This is a genomic window from Streptomyces sp. NBC_01077 (assembly GCF_045162855.1).
Taxonomy (GTDB): domain Bacteria; phylum Actinomycetota; class Actinomycetes; order Streptomycetales; family Streptomycetaceae; genus Streptomyces.
The window spans coordinates 426785-447350 of the sequence record NZ_CP108669.1; the positions used below are offsets into that span (position 1 = coordinate 426785).

At 65.3% G+C, this 20566-nt stretch carries 13 protein-coding genes and 4 pseudogenes; 14 read left to right on the forward strand and 3 right to left on the reverse strand.

Features of this window, described 5'->3' with window-relative positions:
• Positions 1-985: 985 nt before the first annotated feature.
• Positions 986-2143: an IS701 family transposase gene (locus OG462_RS01880; protein WP_406053877.1), complete on the forward strand. Its 1158-nt coding sequence runs from the start codon at positions 986-988 to the stop codon at positions 2141-2143.
• 120 nt (positions 2144-2263) lie between these two features.
• Here OG462_RS01880 and OG462_RS01885 read toward each other — a convergent pair.
• Positions 2264-2626, reverse strand: a pseudogene (locus tag OG462_RS01885) (flavodoxin-dependent (E)-4-hydroxy-3-methylbut-2-enyl-diphosphate synthase); the annotation flags it as partial.
• A gap of 154 nt (positions 2627-2780) precedes the next feature.
• Positions 2781-4616, reverse strand: coding sequence for a 1-deoxy-D-xylulose-5-phosphate synthase (locus OG462_RS01890; RefSeq protein WP_406053879.1), 1836 nt, complete (start codon positions 4614-4616; stop codon positions 2781-2783).
• A gap of 261 nt (positions 4617-4877) precedes the next feature.
• Here OG462_RS01890 and uppS point away from each other — a divergent pair, with 261 nt between their 5' ends.
• The 7 genes and pseudogenes from uppS (at position 4878) to ddaH (ending at position 10472) form a co-directional block, all read left to right on the forward strand.
• Positions 4878-5594: a polyprenyl diphosphate synthase gene (gene uppS, locus OG462_RS01895; RefSeq protein ID WP_406053882.1), complete on the forward strand. Its 717-nt coding sequence runs from the start codon at positions 4878-4880 to the stop codon at positions 5592-5594.
• Positions 5595-5606: 12 nt separating this feature from the next.
• Positions 5607-6566, forward strand: coding sequence for a terpene synthase family protein (locus tag OG462_RS01900; protein WP_406053884.1), 960 nt, complete (start codon positions 5607-5609; stop codon positions 6564-6566).
• On the forward strand, positions 6563-7975 hold the full coding sequence (locus OG462_RS01905; RefSeq protein ID WP_406053886.1) for a cytochrome P450: 1413 nt from the start codon (positions 6563-6565) through the stop codon (positions 7973-7975). Before OG462_RS01900 ends, OG462_RS01905 begins: the two co-directional genes overlap by 4 nt.
• Positions 7976-8214: 239 nt before the next feature.
• Positions 8215-8448, forward strand: a pseudogene (locus OG462_RS01910) (IS5/IS1182 family transposase); the annotation flags it as partial.
• 44 nt (positions 8449-8492) lie between these two features.
• Positions 8493-8807, forward strand: a pseudogene (locus tag OG462_RS01915) (IS4 family transposase); the annotation flags it as partial.
• Positions 8808-9035: 228 nt separating this feature from the next.
• Positions 9036-9373: pseudogene (locus OG462_RS01920) on the forward strand (transposase); the annotation flags it as partial.
• Between the two features lie 265 nt (positions 9374-9638).
• Positions 9639-10472: a dimethylargininase gene (ddaH, locus tag OG462_RS01925; protein ID WP_406053887.1), complete on the forward strand. Its 834-nt coding sequence runs from the start codon at positions 9639-9641 to the stop codon at positions 10470-10472.
• Between the two features lie 1020 nt (positions 10473-11492).
• Here ddaH and OG462_RS01930 read toward each other — a convergent pair.
• Positions 11493-11729 carry a hypothetical protein gene (locus OG462_RS01930; RefSeq protein ID WP_406053889.1) on the reverse strand — a complete coding sequence of 79 codons (237 nt, stop codon included), beginning with the start codon at positions 11727-11729 and terminating at the stop codon, positions 11493-11495.
• Between the two features lie 762 nt (positions 11730-12491).
• Between OG462_RS01930 and OG462_RS01935 the strand changes: the two genes are divergently transcribed.
• The 6 genes from OG462_RS01935 (at position 12492) to OG462_RS01960 (ending at position 20262) form a co-directional block, all read left to right on the forward strand.
• Positions 12492-12923 carry a GNAT family N-acetyltransferase gene (locus tag OG462_RS01935; protein WP_406053891.1) on the forward strand — a complete coding sequence of 144 codons (432 nt, stop codon included), beginning with the start codon at positions 12492-12494 and terminating at the stop codon, positions 12921-12923.
• A gap of 644 nt (positions 12924-13567) precedes the next feature.
• Positions 13568-14857, forward strand: a complete 1290-nt coding sequence (locus OG462_RS01940) for a hypothetical protein (RefSeq protein WP_406053892.1) — start codon at positions 13568-13570, stop codon at positions 14855-14857.
• A gap of 1 nt (position 14858) precedes the next feature.
• On the forward strand, positions 14859-15131 hold the full coding sequence (locus OG462_RS01945; protein ID WP_406053894.1) for a 2Fe-2S iron-sulfur cluster-binding protein: 273 nt from the start codon (positions 14859-14861) through the stop codon (positions 15129-15131).
• 155 nt (positions 15132-15286) lie between these two features.
• Positions 15287-17098: an aminotransferase class III-fold pyridoxal phosphate-dependent enzyme gene (locus OG462_RS01950; RefSeq protein ID WP_406053896.1), complete on the forward strand. Its 1812-nt coding sequence runs from the start codon at positions 15287-15289 to the stop codon at positions 17096-17098.
• Between the two features lie 243 nt (positions 17099-17341).
• Entirely contained in the window at positions 17342-18388 is a 1047-nt protein-coding gene (locus OG462_RS01955; protein ID WP_406053898.1) for an LLM class flavin-dependent oxidoreductase, read from the forward strand.
• 1484 nt (positions 18389-19872) lie between these two features.
• The gene (locus OG462_RS01960; protein WP_406053900.1) at positions 19873-20262 is read left to right on the forward strand and encodes a hypothetical protein; all 390 of its coding nucleotides are present in this window, start codon (positions 19873-19875) and stop codon (positions 20260-20262) included.
• Positions 20263-20566: the final 304 nt, after the last annotated feature.

The following is a 20566-nucleotide window of genomic DNA, read 5'->3' on the forward strand; positions in this document are numbered from 1 at the left end:
TCGAGCGAGGCGGCATCCGGCACGCGGCAGTGGAACAAGTGACCGTGGCAGTGCGGTTACCGTAGCCGGTCAGGCGCACGGTCCAGAACCTTCCCAGAACACGTGCCGTGCCAGGGGCAGGGCTGGTTTCGCTGCAGGTGCTTGTCAACAGGACGGTCCATTCGGGTTGGTCGGTGAGACATCCGTTCCACTATGAGCCAAGGCCGTCGGGTGGACCAGCGGCAGATGTTGAAGAAGTACCGCATGCTCAGCTGCAGATACGGGGTGCGGTGGAACTGGCAGACGCGCCGGATTCAAGTCCGATTGCCTTCGCGGCGTGAGGGTTCGGCTCTCTCCGCTCCTACCAGTACCCCGCCGATCGGCCACGCAGCCGGACCCCGTCCGCGCGGCTGAACTCTTTCAGCCAGAGCGGCGGCTGCGACTGAGGCCGTGAACAGGCCGCACTTCCGGTCGGCTCGAATCTCCGGTAGCAGACCGGGCGGAAGCGCCGACGACAGCGGGCGGAGGCTGTACGTGGGTTGGGTGGGAGTTGAACCCGTGACCGACGAATTACGAGGCCCCGCGAGATCATCCCGGGTGATGCCGGACCGTGCCACCGAATCCTGTTCCCCCAGTCAGCAGGTGTGGCCGCAGCCGGATACCGGCAGAGCCAACGATCGAGTACTGAAGCCCGGCACCCGTACGTTGGGCGCTCGAAGAATGAACATGCGTCAAGCCGACACGATTCAGTTGAGTACTAATTGCTCACATGCTGCGATCAGGGGGAGGGGACCTTGAGGGGTATCGGCTTCTCACGCGGCCGGTGCTTTCCGTTGGGTGAAGTCTAGGGCGGTGTCCGTGAGTGCCCTTCGCCGTCTGAAGGGGTATTTCTGCAGTGCCGCAAGGACTCAGGGAGCAGGATGGCCGTGAAGCAGGAAGTGCCTCGGCGCGGGCCGAGAGCAGGCGGCCGATGCTCGGCTGCCGGACAGAATCCGGTAGGCCTTCGATGATCGACCGATGTCCGGCGGAGTTCAACGACTGCGTTTTTCGAGAGCTGAGTTCCGTACTGTTCGAATCTCTCAGCCGGAAGGATCAGCGGGCACGCGGAACCGACTATCTGCGAGGCCTTCTGGGTGCGCACGGGCGCAGGACGATCCGGAATATTGCCGCGATCTTCGGCGATCCTGCAGCCCAGCAGGGCCTTCACCACTTCATCTCGAATTCCACGTGGGAATGGTCGCCCGTACGCCACGCGCTCGCTCGTTTTCTGGTGGAAAGGCTCCGACCGGCTGCTTGGGTGGTAGAGCCCATGATCATTCCGAAGTGGGGTGTGACTGCGATCGGTGTAGATCGTCTGTATTCCCCGGAGTCAGGTCAGGTCGTCAACGCGCAGCAGGCAATCGGCGTGTGGGCCGTGACGGAGTGGTTGAGCAGTCCTGTGAACTGGCGGTTGCAGTTGTCTTCAGCATGGCTGGAGGAAGCGGTGCGTCGTCGCGCTGGTATTCCCGAAGGCGTCGCGGGGCGCAGTCTCGGGGAGTGTGCGGTCGAGGCTGCGGTCGAGACCGGAAGCGAGTGGGGGCTCCTGGATCTGCCAGTGATCGTGGACGCTCGACAGGTCGATGTGTCCTTCATGATCGGAAGTCTCCGCCGTGCGGGCGTTCCCTTCCTGGCACGGGTACGGGACGACCTTCCGCTTGTGCCGGGCGTTCCCGGTTCGGCAACCGGCTATGCCGGTCAGCTGATGCGCGGCGCTTGGGATCGCGTGCGTCCGGTGGTTCGGCGATCGCAGCAGGGTGCGATCGCCGGTGTCGAATTGGCTGCGGTGGTCACCGGGGTCGGCATGGTGCCGGCCGGAGGGTGTGACGGTTCGGTGGTCGAAGTGTCTTTGCTGGGTGTCGGCGAGAGCCGGGAGCAGTGGCCCGGCGAACTGTGGTTGACGGACATGGTCAGCGCCCCGGTGGTGGCGCTGGCCCGGCTCAGCGCGCTGCCCCGGCGTATCGATCAGGACTGCCGTGAGGGTGCGGGCCGTCTCGGTATCCGTGATTTCGGGGGGCGGACGTACGGTGCGTGGCATCGTCATGTCACATTGGTCTCGGCCGCGCATGCGGTCTTGACGCTCCAAGAGCGTCCGGGGCGGTGGCACGCGGACTGCTGCAATCGGTAGTGCTGTGCTCACTCCGTCCGTTCGGCGATCTTAAGGGCCTCTTCGATGAGGGTCTCGACGATCTTCGACTCGGGGACGGTCTTGATGACCTCGCCCTTCACGAAGATCTGGCCCTTGCCGCTTGACCTTGTCGTCGAACTGCTTGATGTTGCCGGGGTTGACGCGGACGGCCGCGCAGTCGGCGTCGATCGCCGCGAAGACGTACTTCGGCTGGAAGTCGATGTCGGTGATCACCGGGATCTGCGACTTCCGCGCGATGACTGCGAGGGCGTCGGCGTCGTCCTGGGTGGGGCAGGCCACGCGCACGATCTGGCAGCCGGAGGCCGTCAGCTCGGCAAGCTGCTGCAGCGTGGCGCCGATGTCGGACATGCGGGTCGTGGTCATCGACTGCACGGAGAGGGGTGCGTCACCGCCGACGGCCACGCTGCCGACCTGGATCTGGCGGCTCTTGCGCCGCTCGGCGAGCCGGGTCGGGACGGTCAAGAACCGATGAAGTTAGTGGCCATCGCAATGGCCCTTCGTAATCGTGCGGGGTGCGTGGCCGGACCGGGGCAGCCGATGCCGCTCCCTTTCACGGTTCTGGGCACATGGTCTGCACAGCCTTGCGGCGAGGCCGGCGGGATGAGGAGCGTGGCACTCACCCGAGCCCCCGCACGCCGTAGGAGCTCGCCCTGCCGGCACCCTGGAGTATGCACCGTGCGATGCCGGGGCCGTCCAGGCCGGCTTCGGAGAGGAGTGCAGCGCGGTTGCCGTGGGGGATGAAGGTACGTGGCAGGCCGAGTGTGATCACAGGGGTAGCGACACCTGCGTCCTGAAACGCTTGGGTGATGGTGCTGCCGATGCCGCCTGCGCGGATCCCGTCTTCGAGGGTGACAACCAGATGGTGTCGGGAGGCCATGGACATGAGGGTCTCGTTGACCGGTTGAACCCAGCCGGGATCCACGACTGTGACTCCGAGACCTTCGCTTCTCACCGTTGCGGCTGCTTCCAGAGCAGGATGTGCGAGTGGTCCCGTGGTTATGAGCAGGACATCCTGGCAGCCCGGGGAGGTGCGGTGCAGGATGTCGATTCCGTCCACCCGTGCCACGGCGGGGACGGGGCGGCCGACGGTTCCCTTCGGAAAACGTATCACCGTCGGTCCGTCGGCGTCGTCGACGGCCTCGCGCAGCAGCTGTCGGAGCTGGTCGGCGTCTCGGGGCAATGCGATCCGCAGGTGCGGCACGGATGTCAGCAGGCTCAGGTCCCACATTCCGTGGTGAGAAGGGCCGTCGGGTCCGGTTATTCCGGCTCGGTCGAGTACGAACGTCACCGGCAGCCGGTGCAGGGCCACGTCCATGATGACTTGGTCGAGTGCCCGGTTGAGGAAGGTCGCATACATGGCCACGACGGGGTGGTAGCCGGCCATGGCCAGGCCGGCGGCGGACGTTACGGCATGTTGCTCGGCGATTCCCACGTCGAAGACCCTGTCCGGGAATCTTGTCGCCATCGGGTGCAAGCCGGTTGGCCTCAGCATCGATGCGGTCACGGCCACCACGTTGCTGCGCTGTTCTGCCAAGTCGGCGAGCTCCTGGGCGAAGATGCTCGTCCAGGACGCCGAGGTGGCTTGAGTGCGAGGAGGGGGTCTTCCGGTGTCGGGGTCGACGACGCTGACGGCGTGGAGGCAGTCTGCGTCATCCGACTCTGCCGGCGGGTAGCCTTTGCCTTTGACCGTCACGATGTGCACCAGCACCGGGCGGTCCAGGTCACGCGCTTGTGTGAGACCTTGTTCGACAGCGGCGATGTCGTGGCCGTCGAGTGGACCGAGGTAGGCGAAACCCAGTGACCGGAAGAGGTTCTGGGGTTCTTCGCCGCCATGCCTGAGAAGGGCAAGATGTCCGGCGAGTGCGCCGCAGGTGGGGGCATAGGACCGGCCGTTGTCGTTGAGGACCACGATCACCGGCCGGTCGGTCGAAGCGCCGAGGTTGTTCAGGGCCTCCCACGCCATTCCGCCTGTCAGCGCTCCGTCCCCGATGATCGCGACGACGTTCCGGTGCTGTTCGCGCGAGAGCTGGCGGGCCTTGGCCAGTCCGTCGGCATACGCCAACGCCGTCGACGCGTGCGAGTTCTCCACCCAGTCGTGCGCCGACTCGGCGCGCGACGGATACCCCGAGAGTCCTCCGCTCTGACGGAGGGAGCCGAAAAGGTCCTGCCGACCCGTCAGTATCTTGTGGACATAAGCCTGGTGCCCCGTGTCGAACAGGAGGGCATCGTAGGGCGAGGCGAAGACGCGGTGCAGCGCGATCGTCAGCTCCACGACACCAAGATTGGGCCCCAGGTGGCCTCCCGCCCGACATACCTGCGTGACCACGAAACGGCGGATCTCATCTGCCAGCCGTGGCAGGTCTGCTGCCGGCAGGGCCTGTAACGTCTCCAGTCCTGCAATTTCGGTCAGCAGGGGGAGGAGGGGCGCCTGAGGCTGTGGAGTGGATGTCATGAAATGAGCCTTCCCGTCGGCAGACCACTCGGGTCGAGGTCAGGGAACCCGTTCAGCATAGGCCGCCGCTCCAGCGGACAGCGGCGACCTGACATACATCATGGTGATTTGTGCTGGATCAGCGGATTCTTGTGGAGCATGTAACTGTCAGAGGACTCTCCGACAGTTGCACGCATCAACGCCCCGGGCAGCCGCTGCAGTGATGGCCGCGCGGGCGACAGGAGGTGTCCCCCGTGAGATCGAGCCGCGAGAGCAGCAGACATGCCTGCACCCCCTGCCAAGACGATCCCTCAACCGCTGCGCCACCTGGCCGTCATCGTGGACGGGAATCGGCGTTGGGCTCTTCAGCACGATCTTCCGGCCATCACGGGATACCGGACGGGAGGCCAGCGCGTTCTGGAGCTCCTTACCTGGTGCGACTCCATCGACGAGATCACGACAGTCACGCTGTGGTCCCTGTCCACGGAGAACCTCCGACGTGGGCAGAGCGAGCTGGCGGATCTCCTCTCCGTGATCACAGAGACGACGGAGAAGATAGCCGCGACCCAGCGCTGGCAGGTGCGTCTCATCGGCTCCCTGGACCGACTGCCGGAGGAAACCGCTCGAAGCCTCCGCGACAGCGTGCACCGAACCAGACACATCACCGGCAAGGTAGTCAACGTCGCCGTCGCATACGGTGGGCGTGACGAGATTGCGCGTGCCGTACAGAGTCTGGTTCTCGCCCGGCAGGCGGCTGGCGATCTCCTGCGCACAGTCCACCCGGAAGAGATCGGCGCCCATCTGGACACCGCAGGCCAGCCCGACCCGGACTTGGTCATCAGAACCGCGGGCGAGCAGCGGCTGTCCGGCTTCATGCCATGGCAGACCGCGTACTCAGAGTTCTCCTTCACATCCATTCCCTGGCCTGCCTTCACGCACAGCGACTTCCTCGAGGCATTGGCATGGTACCGGCGGCGCACCCGCCGCTATGGAACATGAAAGAGGGATTTCATGCCGCAGGACACTCCCTTCGACATGCCGTTCGAATTGCGAGTCAACCCGAATGCCCAGGAGGCGCATTCGCGATCGCTGCAATGGCTGGAGGACTTCGGAGTGACTTCCGACCCGAGAGCGATGAAGTCCGTGGAAGCTGCCGAGCTGGCAGCGTATATGGCAAGGAACTGGCCGGAAGCTCCGATCGATGACTTGATGGTGGGTACGGATTTCGCCAACTGGATCGTGATCTACGACGACCTGTTCGACTTCTTTCCCGGTCCGGATCCGGCGCGTGCCGCTTTCGAGGCGTGCCGGCCGTTCGTCGACGTCGTGCACTTCCGTCCCGCAACGGCCCGCGGCGGCGAGGAGGCCTTGGTCGCGGCCTTTCAGGATTTCTGGGAGCGCGAGTCGGCCCCGATGTCAGAAGCCTGGCGACAGCGCGCTGCGGACACCTGGGAGGCCTACCTGACCAGCTGCGCGCGTGAGGTGGCGCTGAGGACGGGACCGGCCGGAGACCTGCCCGGAGTGGACGCGTACGTTGCGCTGCGCAGAAAAACCATCGCCATGGAAGTGTGCTGGGATCTGTGCGAGCGGGTGAGCCGCAGCGAGCTCTCCCCTGCCTTGGCGGCCGACCCGAGGATACGGCAGCTCCGTGACGCCGCCAACGACGTGGTGTGGCTCATGCAAGACGTCACTTCCGTGGAGAAGGAAGAGGCAGCGGGCTGCCCGCTCAATTTTGTGTTCGTGCTCGAGCGGGTATGCGGGCACAGCCGCTCCGCAGCCGTACAGAGCATCCAGGCCATGCAGCATGAACGAGTCGAGGACTTCCGGCGCGCAAAAGCGGAGCTGACTGCCGTGGCTGGTCCCGCCGACGAGAACACCGCCCTGATGCAGCACATCGCCGACCTGGAGCACTGGCTCAGCGGAACGCTCGCATGGCTCCAGGAGCTCGTCGAAGGACGATACGTGAAATGAACAGGAGAACCTACATGGATGGCGGCAAGGCCCATCACCGGTCCGGGACCGCAGCAGCGCTGCCGCAGGCGGTGTGCACGCTCGGCACAGCTCCGCATCGGCTTCCGGTTCTCGGACATGCACTGGCTCTGCGCAACAGCCCCCTGGAGTTCCTGGCGTCTCTCCCGAAACACGGCGACCTTGTCGCCATCGGCCTCGGCCCATCGACCGCATACGTGACCTGCGACCCGGAACTGTCCCACCTCGTCCTACGAGACAGTACGGCGTTTGACAAGGGCGGACCGCTCATCGAACAAGCGGCGAAAATACTGGGGGACGGCCTGGCCACCTGCCCTCGCCAGGCTCACCGCCGCCAGCGGCGCCTGATCCAGCCCGCCTTCGTCGCGGAACGCATCGCCGAATACGCACAGGCCATGCCGTCCAGCATCGCGGCTGTCATGGGATCGTGGCGTGACGGTCAGGTGATCGATGCGCTTCAGGCGATGACGGACATAGCGTCACGTGTGACAGCGCACACCATTTTCTCCGCCGTTCCAGAAAGAACTATGGACGAGTTCGGAGAATGCATCACCATTACTTTCGACGGATTCTACAAGCAGATGACGTCACCCCTTCCCTTCCTGAAGCGGCTGCCCACTCCGGCAAATAAGAGATACATGCAGGCCCGGTCCCGCATGGACCAGATCGTCAGCGACACGATCACGCAGTACAGGAACTCGAAGAACGCACCGCACGGAGACCTCCTCTCCATGCTTCTGGCAGCTCACGACGGGCAGGGCGACACGCTAAGTGAACAGGAGGTGCACGACCAGGTCATCACCTTCTTCATCGGCGGAATCGAAACCGCCGCGTCCCTGCTGGCATGGGCGCTCCATCTCCTCGGCAGGCACCCGCACATCCGCCAGCGCCTGCACAGTGAAGTCGACGAAGTCCTCGACGGCAATCCGGCTTCCTGGGACGATATTCCCCGGCTGGGTCTCACCACCCGGATCCTGACGGAAACCATGCGGCTGTACCCGCCGGGCCCCTTGTTCACCCGGGTCACCACCGCCGAGACCGAACTGGGCGGACACACCTTTCCCGCAGGAACCGACATCGTCTACAGCGCCTACATCGTCCACCACCTTCCCGAGATCTACCCTTCCCCTCACCTTTTCGACCCGGACCGCTGGCTGCCCGGGACGCCACCCCCGCCCCGCGGCGCCTATATCCCGTTCGGAGGCGGAGCACGCAAGTGCATCGGCGACTCGTTCGCCATGGCGGAAGCCACTCTCGCTCTCAGCACCATCGCCGCGCGTTTCGATCTGGAACCGGACCCCCGCGTCCTGGTCAAACCAATGGTCAGAACCACCCTGAGGCCGGATCTACTGCCCATGCGGCTGCACGCACGCACTCCCCGTCGGCCATGAAGCTCCGGTATGGGAGCAGACCAGAGATCGCAAAGGGCGAGCACATGACGATGAAGGCAGTACCCCGGAACCCGGGTGGCCGGCGTTCGCACTAGGCGTCGCCCCAAGTGGGCACCCTGCCCTCGGACACACGATGGCGCTGCGCTGATACCCACTGACGTTTCTGCCATCACTTGCCGTGCGCGGCGACCTGGTCGAGATCGGACTCAGGACCCGGACCGCTTAAGAGGTTCGAGCGGTCCAGGGCGGTGATCGACTCCAGCCACATCCGGGCTGCCCGGCGCGGCCCAAAAGCGGTCCAAGGCCGGTCGCCCGAGCGCGACCGGGCAGCAAGCACCACGTCCTCGTCGACGGACAGGGCTCGCCGTGTCGCTGACCGGCGGAAACTTGCCCAAGGCATCAAACCGGTCATCGCCCGCCGCGGCATCCCACACGGCTCAGGCCTCGGAATGCACCGCTGGGTCGTCGAGCGGAGGTCAGCTTGAGGAGCCGTTTGTAGCAGCAGAGTGCGGCTGAGCTTGCCGCGCTCTATCACCAGCGGTGGGAAATCGAGAACACCCTGGACGAGATCAAGACCCACCAGGGCGGCCGACAGCTGGTCCTGCGCTCACAGTATCCCGACGGCGTCGAGCAGGAAATCTACGGATTTACTTCCTCCTCGTCCACCACGCACTGCGGGGCGTCATGCACCAGGCGGCTTGCGAAGCACGCCTCGATCCCGACCGGATCTTCCTTCACCCGCACCCTCAACGCCGCCCGCCGCCACGTCACCGCCCAGGCGGCTCTTTCCCCCCTCACGACTCAGCCGAGCCCTGACACACACCACCCATGAGCTGCTGCAACGGCTACTGCCACCCCGCAGACAACGCTCCAACCCCCGTGTCATCAAACGCAAGATGACCAACTGGCACCTCAAGCACCCCCACCACCGCAACCCGCCCCCACCACCCACTCACACCGTCACCCTGATGCCACCCACCAAACCAACCAGCAGACCGCGCCTGAAAACAATTGGGTATATGACCGTGTCCTATGTGGTGAGGCGATCGTTGGGTCCTGCATGGGGCGGGGTACATGGAGTGGGACTGTTCCGGACGGGCTGTGGGAGATCGCGAAGCCGTTGATCCCGCCGTCGAAAGTGCGGCTGCAGGGCGGCGGAACGCAAGGACACGCCCGATGAGACGCTGTTCGCCGCGAACATCTACGTGCTGGTTTCCGGTTGCGCCTGACGGGCTCTGCCGCCGTGCTTCGGGGTATTGAAGTCGACTGCTCATCGCCTGGCCGGTTCCTGATCTGGTCCAGGGCAGGCGTGTGGGGCCGACTGCACGAGATTCCGCACGACACCGCTGCCCCGGGACCGGGCTGAGCGACAGCCCCCGAAGGGCATTGCCCACTTCTCCGGAAAGCGGCGTTCTCCCTGGCGAAGGTGAGCACAATCTACTCAGTCATGAGTAGATTGCCTGCCGGAAGATATGTACTATGTCCGCCCGCGTGAATCTTGCTGGAGATGGAGGTTTGCGGAAACCTTTGCCGTGAGCGTGCATGAACGGCATGCCGGACGGGACGGGCTTGGTGCACTCAGCCTTTCATTCTTTCCGGTCTACCGCACCCTCCTGTAGTGGGAGCACTCCCCTGACCACCGCAGAGGTGGAGGAACGTCTCTATGTCCGTAAGCTGTGATCCTGACATCCCAGGCCGTCGCTATCTTATGTGCGAGCCCCGCTTCTTCGAGGTCCGCTATGCCATCAACCCGTGGATGAATGCCGGCGCCCCAGTCGACATCGCTCTGGCACACGCGCAGTGGCAGACCCTGGCCCAGGCCTACCGCGACCATGGACATACGGTCGAGACCGTGGCTCCGGTGGAAGATCTACCGGACATGGTGTTTGCGGCCAACGCGGCCTTCGTCGTGGACGGGAAAGTCTTCGGATCCTTCTTCCACGCACCCGAGCGGCGACCAGAGTCCAACGCTTACGAAACGTGGTTCAAGGCAGCGGGATTTGACGTCCACCGTCCGCACGCGGTGTGCGAAGGCGAAGGTGACTTCGTCGCAGCCGGCCAGATCATACTGGCAGGAACGGGGTTCCGCACACAGCGGTCCGCTCACCGCGAGGCACAGGATTTGTTCGGCAAGCCGGTGATCAGTCTCCAGCTGGTGGATCCCCGCTTCTACCACCTTGACACCGCACTTTTTTTTCTCGGCGAGGAGACCGGTGACAGCGATGGGAACATCGTCTACTACCCGTCGGCCTTCTCGCGGGACAGCTGTAAAGTTCTCCGCCACATCTACCCAGACGCGCTGATCGCCACAGAAGGCGACGCCGTGGCCTTCGGCCTCAACTCTGTCTCCGACGGCCGCCATGTCTTCATCGCTCCCCAAGCCCGCGACCTGACCGGTCAGCTTGCCGACCGCGGCTTCGTACCCGTCCCCATCGACCTGTCGGAATTCCGCAAGGCCGGCGGAGGTATCAAGTGCTGTACCCAGGAGATCCGCTGATGAGTAACTCCGTCGCCCGGCCCGGAATCGGGCTAGAGACACCTCCGTCCGTCCGGCTGACCCAAGCCTAGACCGGAGGGCCTGTTCGCGGGGTTTCAAGCCTGTTTTGTGGAAGGCGAGGGCGGGAACGGTCTTGACAATGCCGGGGAACTGGGTGCAGGGCCCGCGGTGGCGGATGGAGAAGATCTTCCACCCCTTCAGGCGTGCAAGGGCCCGTTCGACGGCGGCTCGGAGTGTGCCGGCCGGGCCGCCGACTGCTTCGTTTCCTGCGGATCGTTCCCCGCCAGGTGGTCTGTGCCTTGGTGCGATGAGGCCGGAGCCGAGGTGACCCAGATGTCCGATGCCCTCGCGTTCGGCGAAGACTTCGAGGGGGAGGGAGGAGGACCGGTGCCAGGCGTGCATGTTGTGACGGGGGCTAGGCACCCTATAGAGACCGCGAGGAGGTCCCCGAGAGCGACGGCCTGGAGGTCGGAGCCGGTGGCACAGTGCTTGCCGAAGACACAGCCGAGTGCCCACTCCTTGGCAGTCTCATGTCGTGACCAGAGTGCTGTCCACCAGGACGTTCCGACCGGCAGGCGCTTCGGCGGAGTCGGGAACACGGCAGGTCAGGACCTTCCCCCACCGGCAGCAAGGTTGTCCACCGCCTGCAGACGGCGGCCCGACCGATGCCGAACAGCTCCTCGGCGGCCTCCTGAGTCGGGTTCTGCCGCAGCAGGAACAACACCACCACGACCGGCCTGCACAGCCCCGGCGCCCACATCTGTCCCGCCGCCACCGGCGAGCCCTGATCGTCCACAAGCTCTCGACGAACCGGTGCCACCTGCCCGACAAGCCGATCGGAGCCCAGCCCTGCCGTGACGTTCCAGCCCAATGGCCCTGCCTCGGTGAAGACCTGATGCCGTCGCAGGCCTCAGGCCACCGAGCAGGGCCATCTTCATGATCGAAAAGAACCCCGTACAGAGGGATCGGGTACTCGGCAGTTTCTTCTGGACTGACGGGAAACTTACCGTTCGGATCGAACTACATACCGGTCTTGATGGTGATGTCGTCGTATGAAAGCTTTCCGACGGACCCACTGGCGGCGTCCCGGCCGTTGTCGGCTCCCCCGTTCACCAGAACGCTGAAATCGGGGACGATAGGAGCCGTGGAGCCGGATGTTGCAACAGCGCTGAGAGATACCGCGTCCAACATGGCCTGAGCCGAGAAAACAGAGAAGAAGGACATTCCAGCCAGGGCGACTCCCGAGAGGAAGATCACAGATTTGACGGGACTGGTTCGGGATAGGTTCATTTGGCCCTCAAAAGGTCGAATATTTTCAAGTCATCCACCGTCGGAGCCGAGACCTCGGAGGGCAGGCCCCAGACCCGACCGCCGGCCTCGCACCCTTGAATGCTGGACAGGCGACCTGAATGACAGTCCCCCAAATCGGGCGCCTGCGAAAGAGCAATTCATGCTTAAGAGACCTGGGCCAAGGGCTGATTCATAGCCGGGTTGATCATGTGGCGTTGCAGGTCAGGGGTTGTTGGCCCGAGGAGGTCCAGTGGGCGGGTGACGGGCATACAGGGAGACTTCCCGGAGTCCGGCGGCGATGCCGGGGGCCTTCGTCGCGGAGGTTGATCGCGAAGTTGCGAAGGGTAACCATGTTCTATGGTCCACGCCTGTCCGGATCTTCGAGGCTTCGGTGAACGTGGCGCCCCGACGCGATGCCCCGCTGCACTGGAGATACGCGCGATCAACTGCGGTTACGCCTCGGACGACGTCGTGCCGGTGACGGCGCGGACGGTCTGGCGGGTGACCTCGTCGGTCTTCAGGTCGGTGCGGTGCCGTCGAGCAAGTCCCTGAGCATGCCCCCGCATTGCGGACCGAGGTCGTGAAAGCATTCCTGGATACCGGTGCCACCCCGGCGAAAACGGCACGTGATCTAGACGAGCAATTCCGAAGTGATCACGATCCGGCGTGTCGATACGTCAATGGGCTATCGGATAGCCTCGGGGCCTCCGGGTCTGCTTATATGCTGCCATGACCACTGATCTCCCGGCCAACTTCACCATATCCAGCGACCCGGCTCGTCTCGACCGTGCAGTCATCCACCAGTGGCTTTCCGCAGATTCGTACTGGGCCCTGGGGCGGTCCCGGGAGAAGCAGGATGCAGCCATGGCCAACTCGTTGAACTTCGGGGTCTATGACAGTGTCACCGGCGTTCAGCTCGGCTACGCCCGGGTGGTCACGGACCGGGCCACGTTCGCATGGCTGTGCGACGTCTATATCGCTCGCGGCAGCCGGGGGAAGGGCCTGGGGCATGCACTGGTTGCCGCCGTCTGCGAACATCTCGCGCCCTACGGGCTGCGCCGTGTTCTGCTGGCCACCGCAGACGCGCACGCGATCTACGCCAGGGCGGGCTTCGTATCCCTCGAGAAGCCGGAGAAGTGGATGACGCTCGGCGCACAGTAAAGGCCGGAGCCGTGCTGGCTGCCGGGTGCCCTCACCGCACGGGCGGCCCTGCGATCCGGACAGAAAACCAAAGATCGTTCTGTGACGAATGCCCCAGACACCCTGCTACCTCACTGCACGTGAAGATCGACGACGATCCCACGGACACCCAGTGGCTGAAACCCCTCCCCGACTGGCCGGCTCCGGGCTCACCTGCCTCGCCGTCGCCCAGGCGATGCTGGAGACCTGGCCGACTGAGCCGGATACAGAAACCGCGCCGGCCATTCCCGATTCTTCTCGGGCCTACGGATACCCCGTGCGCACCCCAGCCGGTATGCCGGTCCTGTGGTCCCTTGCCAACCTCCATGCGAGACACACAAGGCATGGCGAGTCTGAGTAGTACTTACTCACGCCAGACTCACACAGCGCCGGAGAATCGGGGGAAAGGTGTATATGGGTTCACAAGCTCCTGTATGACAGTCGGGTGGTGACCGCTCGTGACCAGCCAGTCCTACCTTGCCAGGCCTCTGCTTACTTCTTCCGAGTGGGCGAGGCGGCGGGCCAAGCTGCTGGCGTTTCCGCGGCCACTGTCCTCAGACCTGCCGCCTGCCAGCCTTTCGTCACCGTCGATTCGCACCCCTGTGCTCGGTCCGAGGACTTACGGGGTGGCACTGTGGGACGTTCCGCTGCTCGCCCTGCCGGGCAGCCGGCTGGAATTCGACTACGGCGAGCCCCTGGACTGTGCTGCCCTCAGTCCCCTGGATGCCGTAGGTGCGCTTGCATCCACGCAGACGGGGTTCATGCCGCCAAGGTGTCCTGACTACCAATTTCCCGAACCTCTGTCGGCGCTGGCCTCGCTGTGCCAGTCGGCGAGCACCTTGTACTCCCAAGAGGACGCGCAGGAGTTCCGCAAGTGGGTGGAGGCAGAGAACGACGCGCTGGCCCACCGTGCCGGAACTCTGGTCAGCCTCATCCAGTCTGCGATCTCCCTGCCCCTGCCGGAGCAGGAGCTGTTGATGGTTCCGCTGATCTACCTGAATCACATGTGGCGCCAGGGCAGTCCGGTTCTTGAGGCGGCGAGCGGTCCGAGCGTGATGCCGCCGTGCTTCGATGTCCTGCTCACCGCCTTGTCTGAGTCGTCGGGGATCCTGCCCCGGTTCAATCAGCTGATCATGACGATGCGTGCATGGCAGGTCGACGGTCTTTCGGACGGCGATCGGGTGTCCTACCGTGAACTCGCCGACTTGAACCGGATCAGGCCCTATTTCTGGCTCAACGGGGTCAACCAGTCTGAACTCAACTTCTACCGCGCCTTCTTCGCCGTCGAGTCCTTCGGCATACCCATCTACGGCTGGGGAGCCCTGGCGCTGGAGTGCGCTGCTGCGGACGATGCCGAGCTGGGGGCATTCGCCTTGCGATGTGTTCACGACACACTGCGCAACGTCTACTTCTGCGTGAGGCATCTCGTACCGAAGGTGGACCCGGTGGAGTTCCGCAAGATCCAGCTCACCGGCGGCTGGGTGAACGACGACCTCAACGGGGCGGCATCGGGCTACCAGTTGCCGTTCATGCTGATGCTGGACTCGCTCTTCCAGGTCGACTATTCCCATCCAGGGGCCGCGAGCGCCCGCGCGAACGGACTGCGTTTCGTCCCGGGCCGGTGGAAGGAATTCTTCCGTTCAATCCATGACCACACTCCGGGACTGCGCTCGTGGGTGCAGCAGCGGCAACACACCGAGCTGACTGAGGCGTACCAGTCCTGTGTGGACATGTACACCGTTCATCGCACACTTCACCGGTACACGGCTGGGCAGACACTCCGGGGCGCGACGACCACCGGCCGTGCCTTTGTTTCGTCGGAACGCAACTACCGCGACTTCATGAGCGAGACGGGTGCCCTGGTGAGGGACACCGAAGCCGTCGGACTGTCAGAACAGGAAGAGCGGAGGCACTGACATGGTGACAATCCGGGTCGGAACCCAGCAGGTGCATGTCCCCGCGGGTTCGCCGCTTCTCAACGTCAGCACCGAGCACAACCTCCCCATCGTCTTCGGCTGCCGGGCCGGCCGCTGTGGTACATGCCTGGTCCAGGTGGTATCCGGATCCGCCAATCTGCGCGCGCCCACCGTCCGCGAGGAAGGGATCCTCAAGGTCGTCGACGCCGAACCCGACTGGCGGCTCGCCTGCCAGTGCATCGCCTTCGGCGACGTCCACCTGCGCTACGTCTGAACAGTGCCCGCCCGCGCCCGTGCCGGGTGCGCGTCCCTGCTGTCGTGCAGCGCCTCTCGCGCGCACGGGAGGCGAGTAAAGTGATCAAAGAATCGTCAGCTGTCGCCGACAACATTCGCAGCACATATCGCGAGAGGACCGAGAAGTCTCGCCTCATGCACGAGGATGCCAAGTGCTGGCTCCCCGGCGGGGACACCCGGACCATCAATCACTTCACGCCGTATCCGACGTTCATGTCCCATGGCGCCGGCTGCACACTCACCGACGTAGACGGCAACACGTACCTGGACTTCATCAACAACATGGGCTCGATGGTCCACGGGCATGCCCACCCGGCTCTCACGGCCGCCGCCACGGAGCAGTTCGCCCAGGGGACCGCGCTTGGCGCTCCCGTGGAGGCGCAGCAGCGCCACGCCCGGATCATGTGCGAGCGCATCACCTCAGTCGATCTCGTCCGCTATACCAACTCCGGCACCGAGGCGACCATGCTCGCGCTGCGTGCCGCGCGCGCCTTTACCGGTAAGCATGCGATCATCAAGATCGACGGCGGGTACCACGGTGTCTACAACGATGCCGCGCTCAACATGTTCGCAGGCATGCCTGGCCCCCTGATCCCTCAGCCGGGCCTGCCCGGGGAGTTTCCTCCTGTTCAGGTGCCTCGCGGGGTTCCGCCGAGCACGGGGGCGGAAGTGTTCCTGGTCCGCTACAACGATCTGGATCAGGCGGCGCAGGTCCTGGCCACGCACGCCGACCGGATCGCAGCGATCATCGTCGAACCCATGATGGGAGCCGCCGGCTGTATTCCGGCCGATGTCCATTACCTGCACGGCTTGCGCGCTCTCACCCGTCATTTCGGTGTGCTGATGATCCTCGACGAGTGCTCCACCTTCCGGCTTGGTCCGCTGCAGGAGCGCTACGACCTCAGGCCTGATCTCACCACCGTCTGCAAGATCGTCGGTGGCGGTGTCCCCCTGGGCGTGCTCGGCGGGCGAGCGGAGATCATGGAACAGTTTGACCCGACCCGGCCGGCGCCTCTGTATCACGCGGGAGCCTTCGTCGGAAACGGTCTGGCCTTGAATGTCGGCGCGACCGCTCTGGAAATGTTCGGTCCCCAGACAGTGGCCCGGCTGAACGGCCTGGGTGAACGCCTGATCAGTGAGCTTCCTCAAGTCGCACGTGACGCCGGCATCACGATGCAGGTGACGGGCATCGGCTCGCAGGCACACCTGCACTGGGGCGAAGGCCCGCTGCGTAACGCCCGCGACGTCCAGGCCCTGCAGACGGACCTGGCTGAACTCCCCGAGCTGGTCCACCTCGAACTGCTCAACAGGGGGATCCACCTCTCGCGGCGTGGCCTGTTCACCCTGTCCACGCCTATGACTGACCGGCACATCGATGTGTTCCTGGACGCGATGCACAGGACGCTGCAGAGCCTGCGTCCGTATATCGCCGAACGGATCCCCCGGCTTGTGACGGACACCGCCACCGCGGTCCCCGCCCGTGCGCCTGTCAGTACCCAGCCGGAACCAAACACTGGAGAGGAAGACACCATGAGCCATCTGAAGGAACTCGCTTCAGACCACTACACCGCCATCAACTCCGGGGACATCGATGCAGTGATGGCTCACTACGCCCCGGACGTCGAGTCGACTACCCCCAACGGCGAGCTCAAAGGCGCTGGAGCGGTCCGCATGTTCCAGGAGGTCTTCCACACAGCCGCCCCGGACGCCCGCATCGAGGCCCTGCACACCTTCGAAGACGGTGACACCGTCATCATCGAGGGCATGTACTCCGGCACCCACACCGGCCCGCTCGTCAGCCCGGACGGTACCGTCCCTCCGACCGACAGGGCGTTCAAGTTCACGTTCGTGGAAATCCTGCAGTACTCCGGCGGCCTGATCCACAGCCAGCGCCTGTACTGGGACAACGTCACCTTCCTCACCCAGCTCGGCCTGCTTCCCGGATAGAGGGGTGAGCGGCCAGCACAGTCTCCACCGCGCCACCTGCATTCATGCCGGCCTGCCGGCCGACGCACCTGGCGCGAAACACTTGCCGCAGGACATCGGCCGGAGGCAGAAACCGCGCGGAACACCGTCCCGATGCCCAGCCAGCCAGGGACGAGTGCATACCCCGTCCCACCCGCCGACAACGTCTCCTTCCCCCGCTCACACCGGCATGCGCTGGGCCGCAAGCGAGTAAAGGACACAAGGATGAATCACATTGATTTCGGCCTGTTTGACTGGCTGGACCGTGCCGACTTGCCTCCGCACCGGCTCTATGCCGAGCGCCTGCGGCTGCTGGAGGCCGCTGACTCGGCGGGGTTCTACGCCTATCACCTCGCCGAGCATCATGCGACACCTCTTGGCATGGCGCCGTCGCCAGCCCTGTTCCTCGCGGCGGCGGCCCAGCGGACACGCCAGATTCGCCTCGGCCCGCTCGCCTACGTGCTGCCCCTCTACAACCCCCTCCGGCTCATCGAGGAAGTCTGCATGCTGGACCACCTCTCGGGCGGCCGGCTGGAACTCGGTGTCGGCCGCGGTGCCTCGCCCTACGAGCTCGGGTACTACGGTGTGGACACCGGCGAGACACGTGCGCTCTTCAACGAGGTACTTGCCCTGCTGACGTCCGGCCTGACGCACTCGCGTCTCTCCTTCGAGGGCGAGCACTACCGGTTCCATGACGTCCCCATGGAACTGGAGCCCCTGCAGCAGCCGTACCCTCCGCTGTGGTACCCGACGCACAACCCTGAGAGCATCGAGTACGCGGCCGTGAACGGCTTCAATTTCGTAGGCCTCGGACCGGCAGGGTTCGTCCGCCAGCTGACAGACGCCTACTGGCAGAACTGGAAATCCAGCCTCCAGGACCGCAACCGTCTCAATGGTCACGTGACCCAGCCCAAAGCAGGGATCCTTCGCCACGTGTTCGTCGCCGACACCGAAGCCGAAGCGCGGGCCGTCACGCATGTCGCCTACGACAACTGGTTCGGCTCCCTCAACAAGCTGTGGCACTCCCACAACGATCCCAGCATGGAGCAGGTCTTCGGGTGGGATGGCGCGGTGCAGAACGAGACCATCCTGTTCGGCACACCGGCACGCGTGCGAGAGCAGGTTGCAGAGCTGCTGGAAGTGAGCGGCTGCAACTACGTCATCTGCGCGTTCGCCTGGGGCAGCCTCTCACAGCAGCAGGCCCTGCACTCGCTGCACTTGTTCGCTCAAGAGGTCGTGCCCGCCTTCGCGGACGAAGCGTTCTCCAGCTGACCCGGCTCCACCTCAGCCGCCGTGGAGCGGGCGTGAGGCCTGAAGGTGCTGAGCGCGCGGTGGTCGCTGCCGAGTTGCGCTTACGAGCTGGTGGATGATTGATCTGGAGCCTGAGCGCTGCAGGTTCGCCGGCTGGTGTTGTTGTGGCCGGAGACGAGGCTGGCGATGGCTCGAGAGGCGGCTGGTGAGGTGGCCCGTCGGTTGGCCCAATGGGTCGGCGTTCGTAGCCGGCGCGGGAGTGTTCGACGGTGATGCGCTTGGATCAGTGGTGGTCTCGGGCTCGTATGCGGCTTGGAGGACCTCTGGCGGGCTGCTTGCTGATTCTGTTTCCCTTCCCGAGCGGGTCACAGCCGGGGAGGGTGATCGCGTCGGAGCTCGGGGGATCCGTCGCCCAGGAGGACTTCCGCGTCGGGAAGCGCCGGAGGCAGACACCGATGCCTTCGTTGCGGGCGGCGGCGTCATTCATCCGCCCAGGCCGCAAGGCGTCGGCCCACAAGGGTGCGGCCCCGGTCGTCGGCGACGGTGGACTTCCTGCCCGAGACGCACGCGCGGCGTCCGCTGCGACCGGCCAAGGGTCGACGGAGCTGGACCGCGGTGGCGTCCGGCCGCAGCTCGATCCCTTCGGCCCGGGCATGGGCGAGCACATCCGCCTGCGTGCGCAACCGCGGGCCGGGCCGGGACCGCACTGCCACGCACCAGCTGGCCACCTTCCAGGCGAAGGAAGCGCCACCGTGTTGACGTGATGCGTTTCCCCGGGGCCGCGGGCGCGTTGAGCTGTGTGACGCATGTACCGGTTCGGGCACCCCGCGCCCGGACCTGCGGCCCCGGTACCACACCTCCGCCGGGGCCGCTCCGCAGATCCGCGGCTCCCTTCCCGGACCGCGCGACAGGCCGCTCCTGCTTCGCGGGCAGGACCTGCCCCGGGAAACCGTCCGTGGCGGCAGGGGCTTCGTACCGCACTGCAGGACAGGCTGCCCGGCCCGTGCTGGAGTCCTGGGGGCTGGACGAGGACCGCGTCTACGACACGCTACTGGTCATCCCGACGGACTGATCGACCACTGGGCCGACCTTGACGCAGCCTGACACCCGCCCTGCAACCTGGGAAGACACCACACCCAAACGCGCCGCGAAGACTGTGTCGTCCCGTATGAAGCCGACGGAGCCATGCGAGCGGACCAGCTCCTGCAAACCAGCACCGGCTTCGCTCACGTTCAGCAGCAGCGTTTGCCGTCGCTGGCTGGTGGCGCGGAGTCCCGGTCCGGAGGAAAAACCAGGATGGCCGGTCGCATGATCCGGGAAAGGGAACCGCGGATCTGTGGGGCGGCCCCGGCGCTGAGGCGTAGAACCGGGGCCGCCGACCGCGCGGGTCCGGGCGTGGGGCGCCCCGACCAGTGCACGCGTCACACACCTCAACGCGCCCACACCCCCAAAGACACGCACCACGTCAACACAGTGGTTTCCCCTCCGCCTGGAAGAATGATCCGATGCAGCCGCTGCCGATCCCCTGCCCCGCCGGCCTGATCCCGGACGCAACAGACCCCGACACCTTCAACGCCGCCTACCGGGCCGCGCAGGAGCAGCAGGCAGTGTTCATCGCGGTCGAGCATCACGGCCCGCGGTGGACGGTCAAGGCCGACACACTCACCGCTCCGCAACACACCCTTGACCCGGCGATGCACGACACCGTCCACGAGGCCGTCACGCGCTTGATCCGTGCCCGGGAGATCCGCTCCGACTCCTTCGCCGGCCCTGTCTACTACGTGCTCCACGACATCGACAGCGAGCCCCGGGCCCGTGAACTGGCCGCCGCCCTGCACGCCGCCTTCTACGGCAGCCCCGGCCCCCTGGCCCACACCACACCCCACGCACCCTGACAACCCACCCACCCCGGCCGGTACCACTTGCCCCGGGAGACCAGAACCGACCCCCGAGCCCACCTGCCGCCCGCAAGCACGACGTCACCAGCCCGGCCGCCGAACACCGCCACACCGCCTCCGCGCACCCCAACACGCCCACGGCCGACGAGCCGGGCCGCGTCACACAACGGCCCTCCGCACCGGACAAACTGCCCGCGCAACCTGTCCCCGGTAAACTCGACGAGACTCCCTCGCAGAACCTGACGCCCTCCAGCGCCCGAGAGCCGCGCCTGCGGCCCCGCTGCCAGCCTCCCCGGCCGGT

Excerpts from the sequence above, each read along its gene's own strand:
- OG462_RS01900 (WP_406053884.1), top strand. The coding sequence starts at position 5,607 with ATGCCGCAGGACACTCCCTTCGACATGCCGTTCGAATTGCGAGTCAAC.
- OG462_RS01880 (WP_406053877.1), top strand. The coding sequence starts at position 986 with ATGATCGACCGATGTCCGGCGGAGTTCAACGACTGCGTTTTTCGAGAG.
- ddaH (WP_406053887.1), top strand. The coding sequence starts at position 9,639 with ATGTCCGTAAGCTGTGATCCTGACATCCCAGGCCGTCGCTATCTTATG.
- OG462_RS01960 (WP_406053900.1), top strand. The coding sequence starts at position 19,873 with ATGCAGCCGCTGCCGATCCCCTGCCCCGCCGGCCTGATCCCGGACGCA.
- OG462_RS01905 (WP_406053886.1), top strand. The coding sequence starts at position 6,563 with ATGAACAGGAGAACCTACATGGATGGCGGCAAGGCCCATCACCGGTCC.
- OG462_RS01890 (WP_406053879.1), bottom strand. The coding sequence starts at position 4,616 with ATGACATCCACTCCACAGCCTCAGGCGCCCCTCCTCCCCCTGCTGACC.
- OG462_RS01935 (WP_406053891.1), top strand. The coding sequence starts at position 12,492 with ATGACCACTGATCTCCCGGCCAACTTCACCATATCCAGCGACCCGGCT.
- OG462_RS01950 (WP_406053896.1), top strand. The coding sequence starts at position 15,287 with ATGCACGAGGATGCCAAGTGCTGGCTCCCCGGCGGGGACACCCGGACC.
- OG462_RS01945 (WP_406053894.1), top strand. The coding sequence starts at position 14,859 with ATGGTGACAATCCGGGTCGGAACCCAGCAGGTGCATGTCCCCGCGGGT.
- OG462_RS01955 (WP_406053898.1), top strand. The coding sequence starts at position 17,342 with ATGAATCACATTGATTTCGGCCTGTTTGACTGGCTGGACCGTGCCGAC.
- uppS (WP_406053882.1), top strand. The coding sequence starts at position 4,878 with ATGCCTGCACCCCCTGCCAAGACGATCCCTCAACCGCTGCGCCACCTG.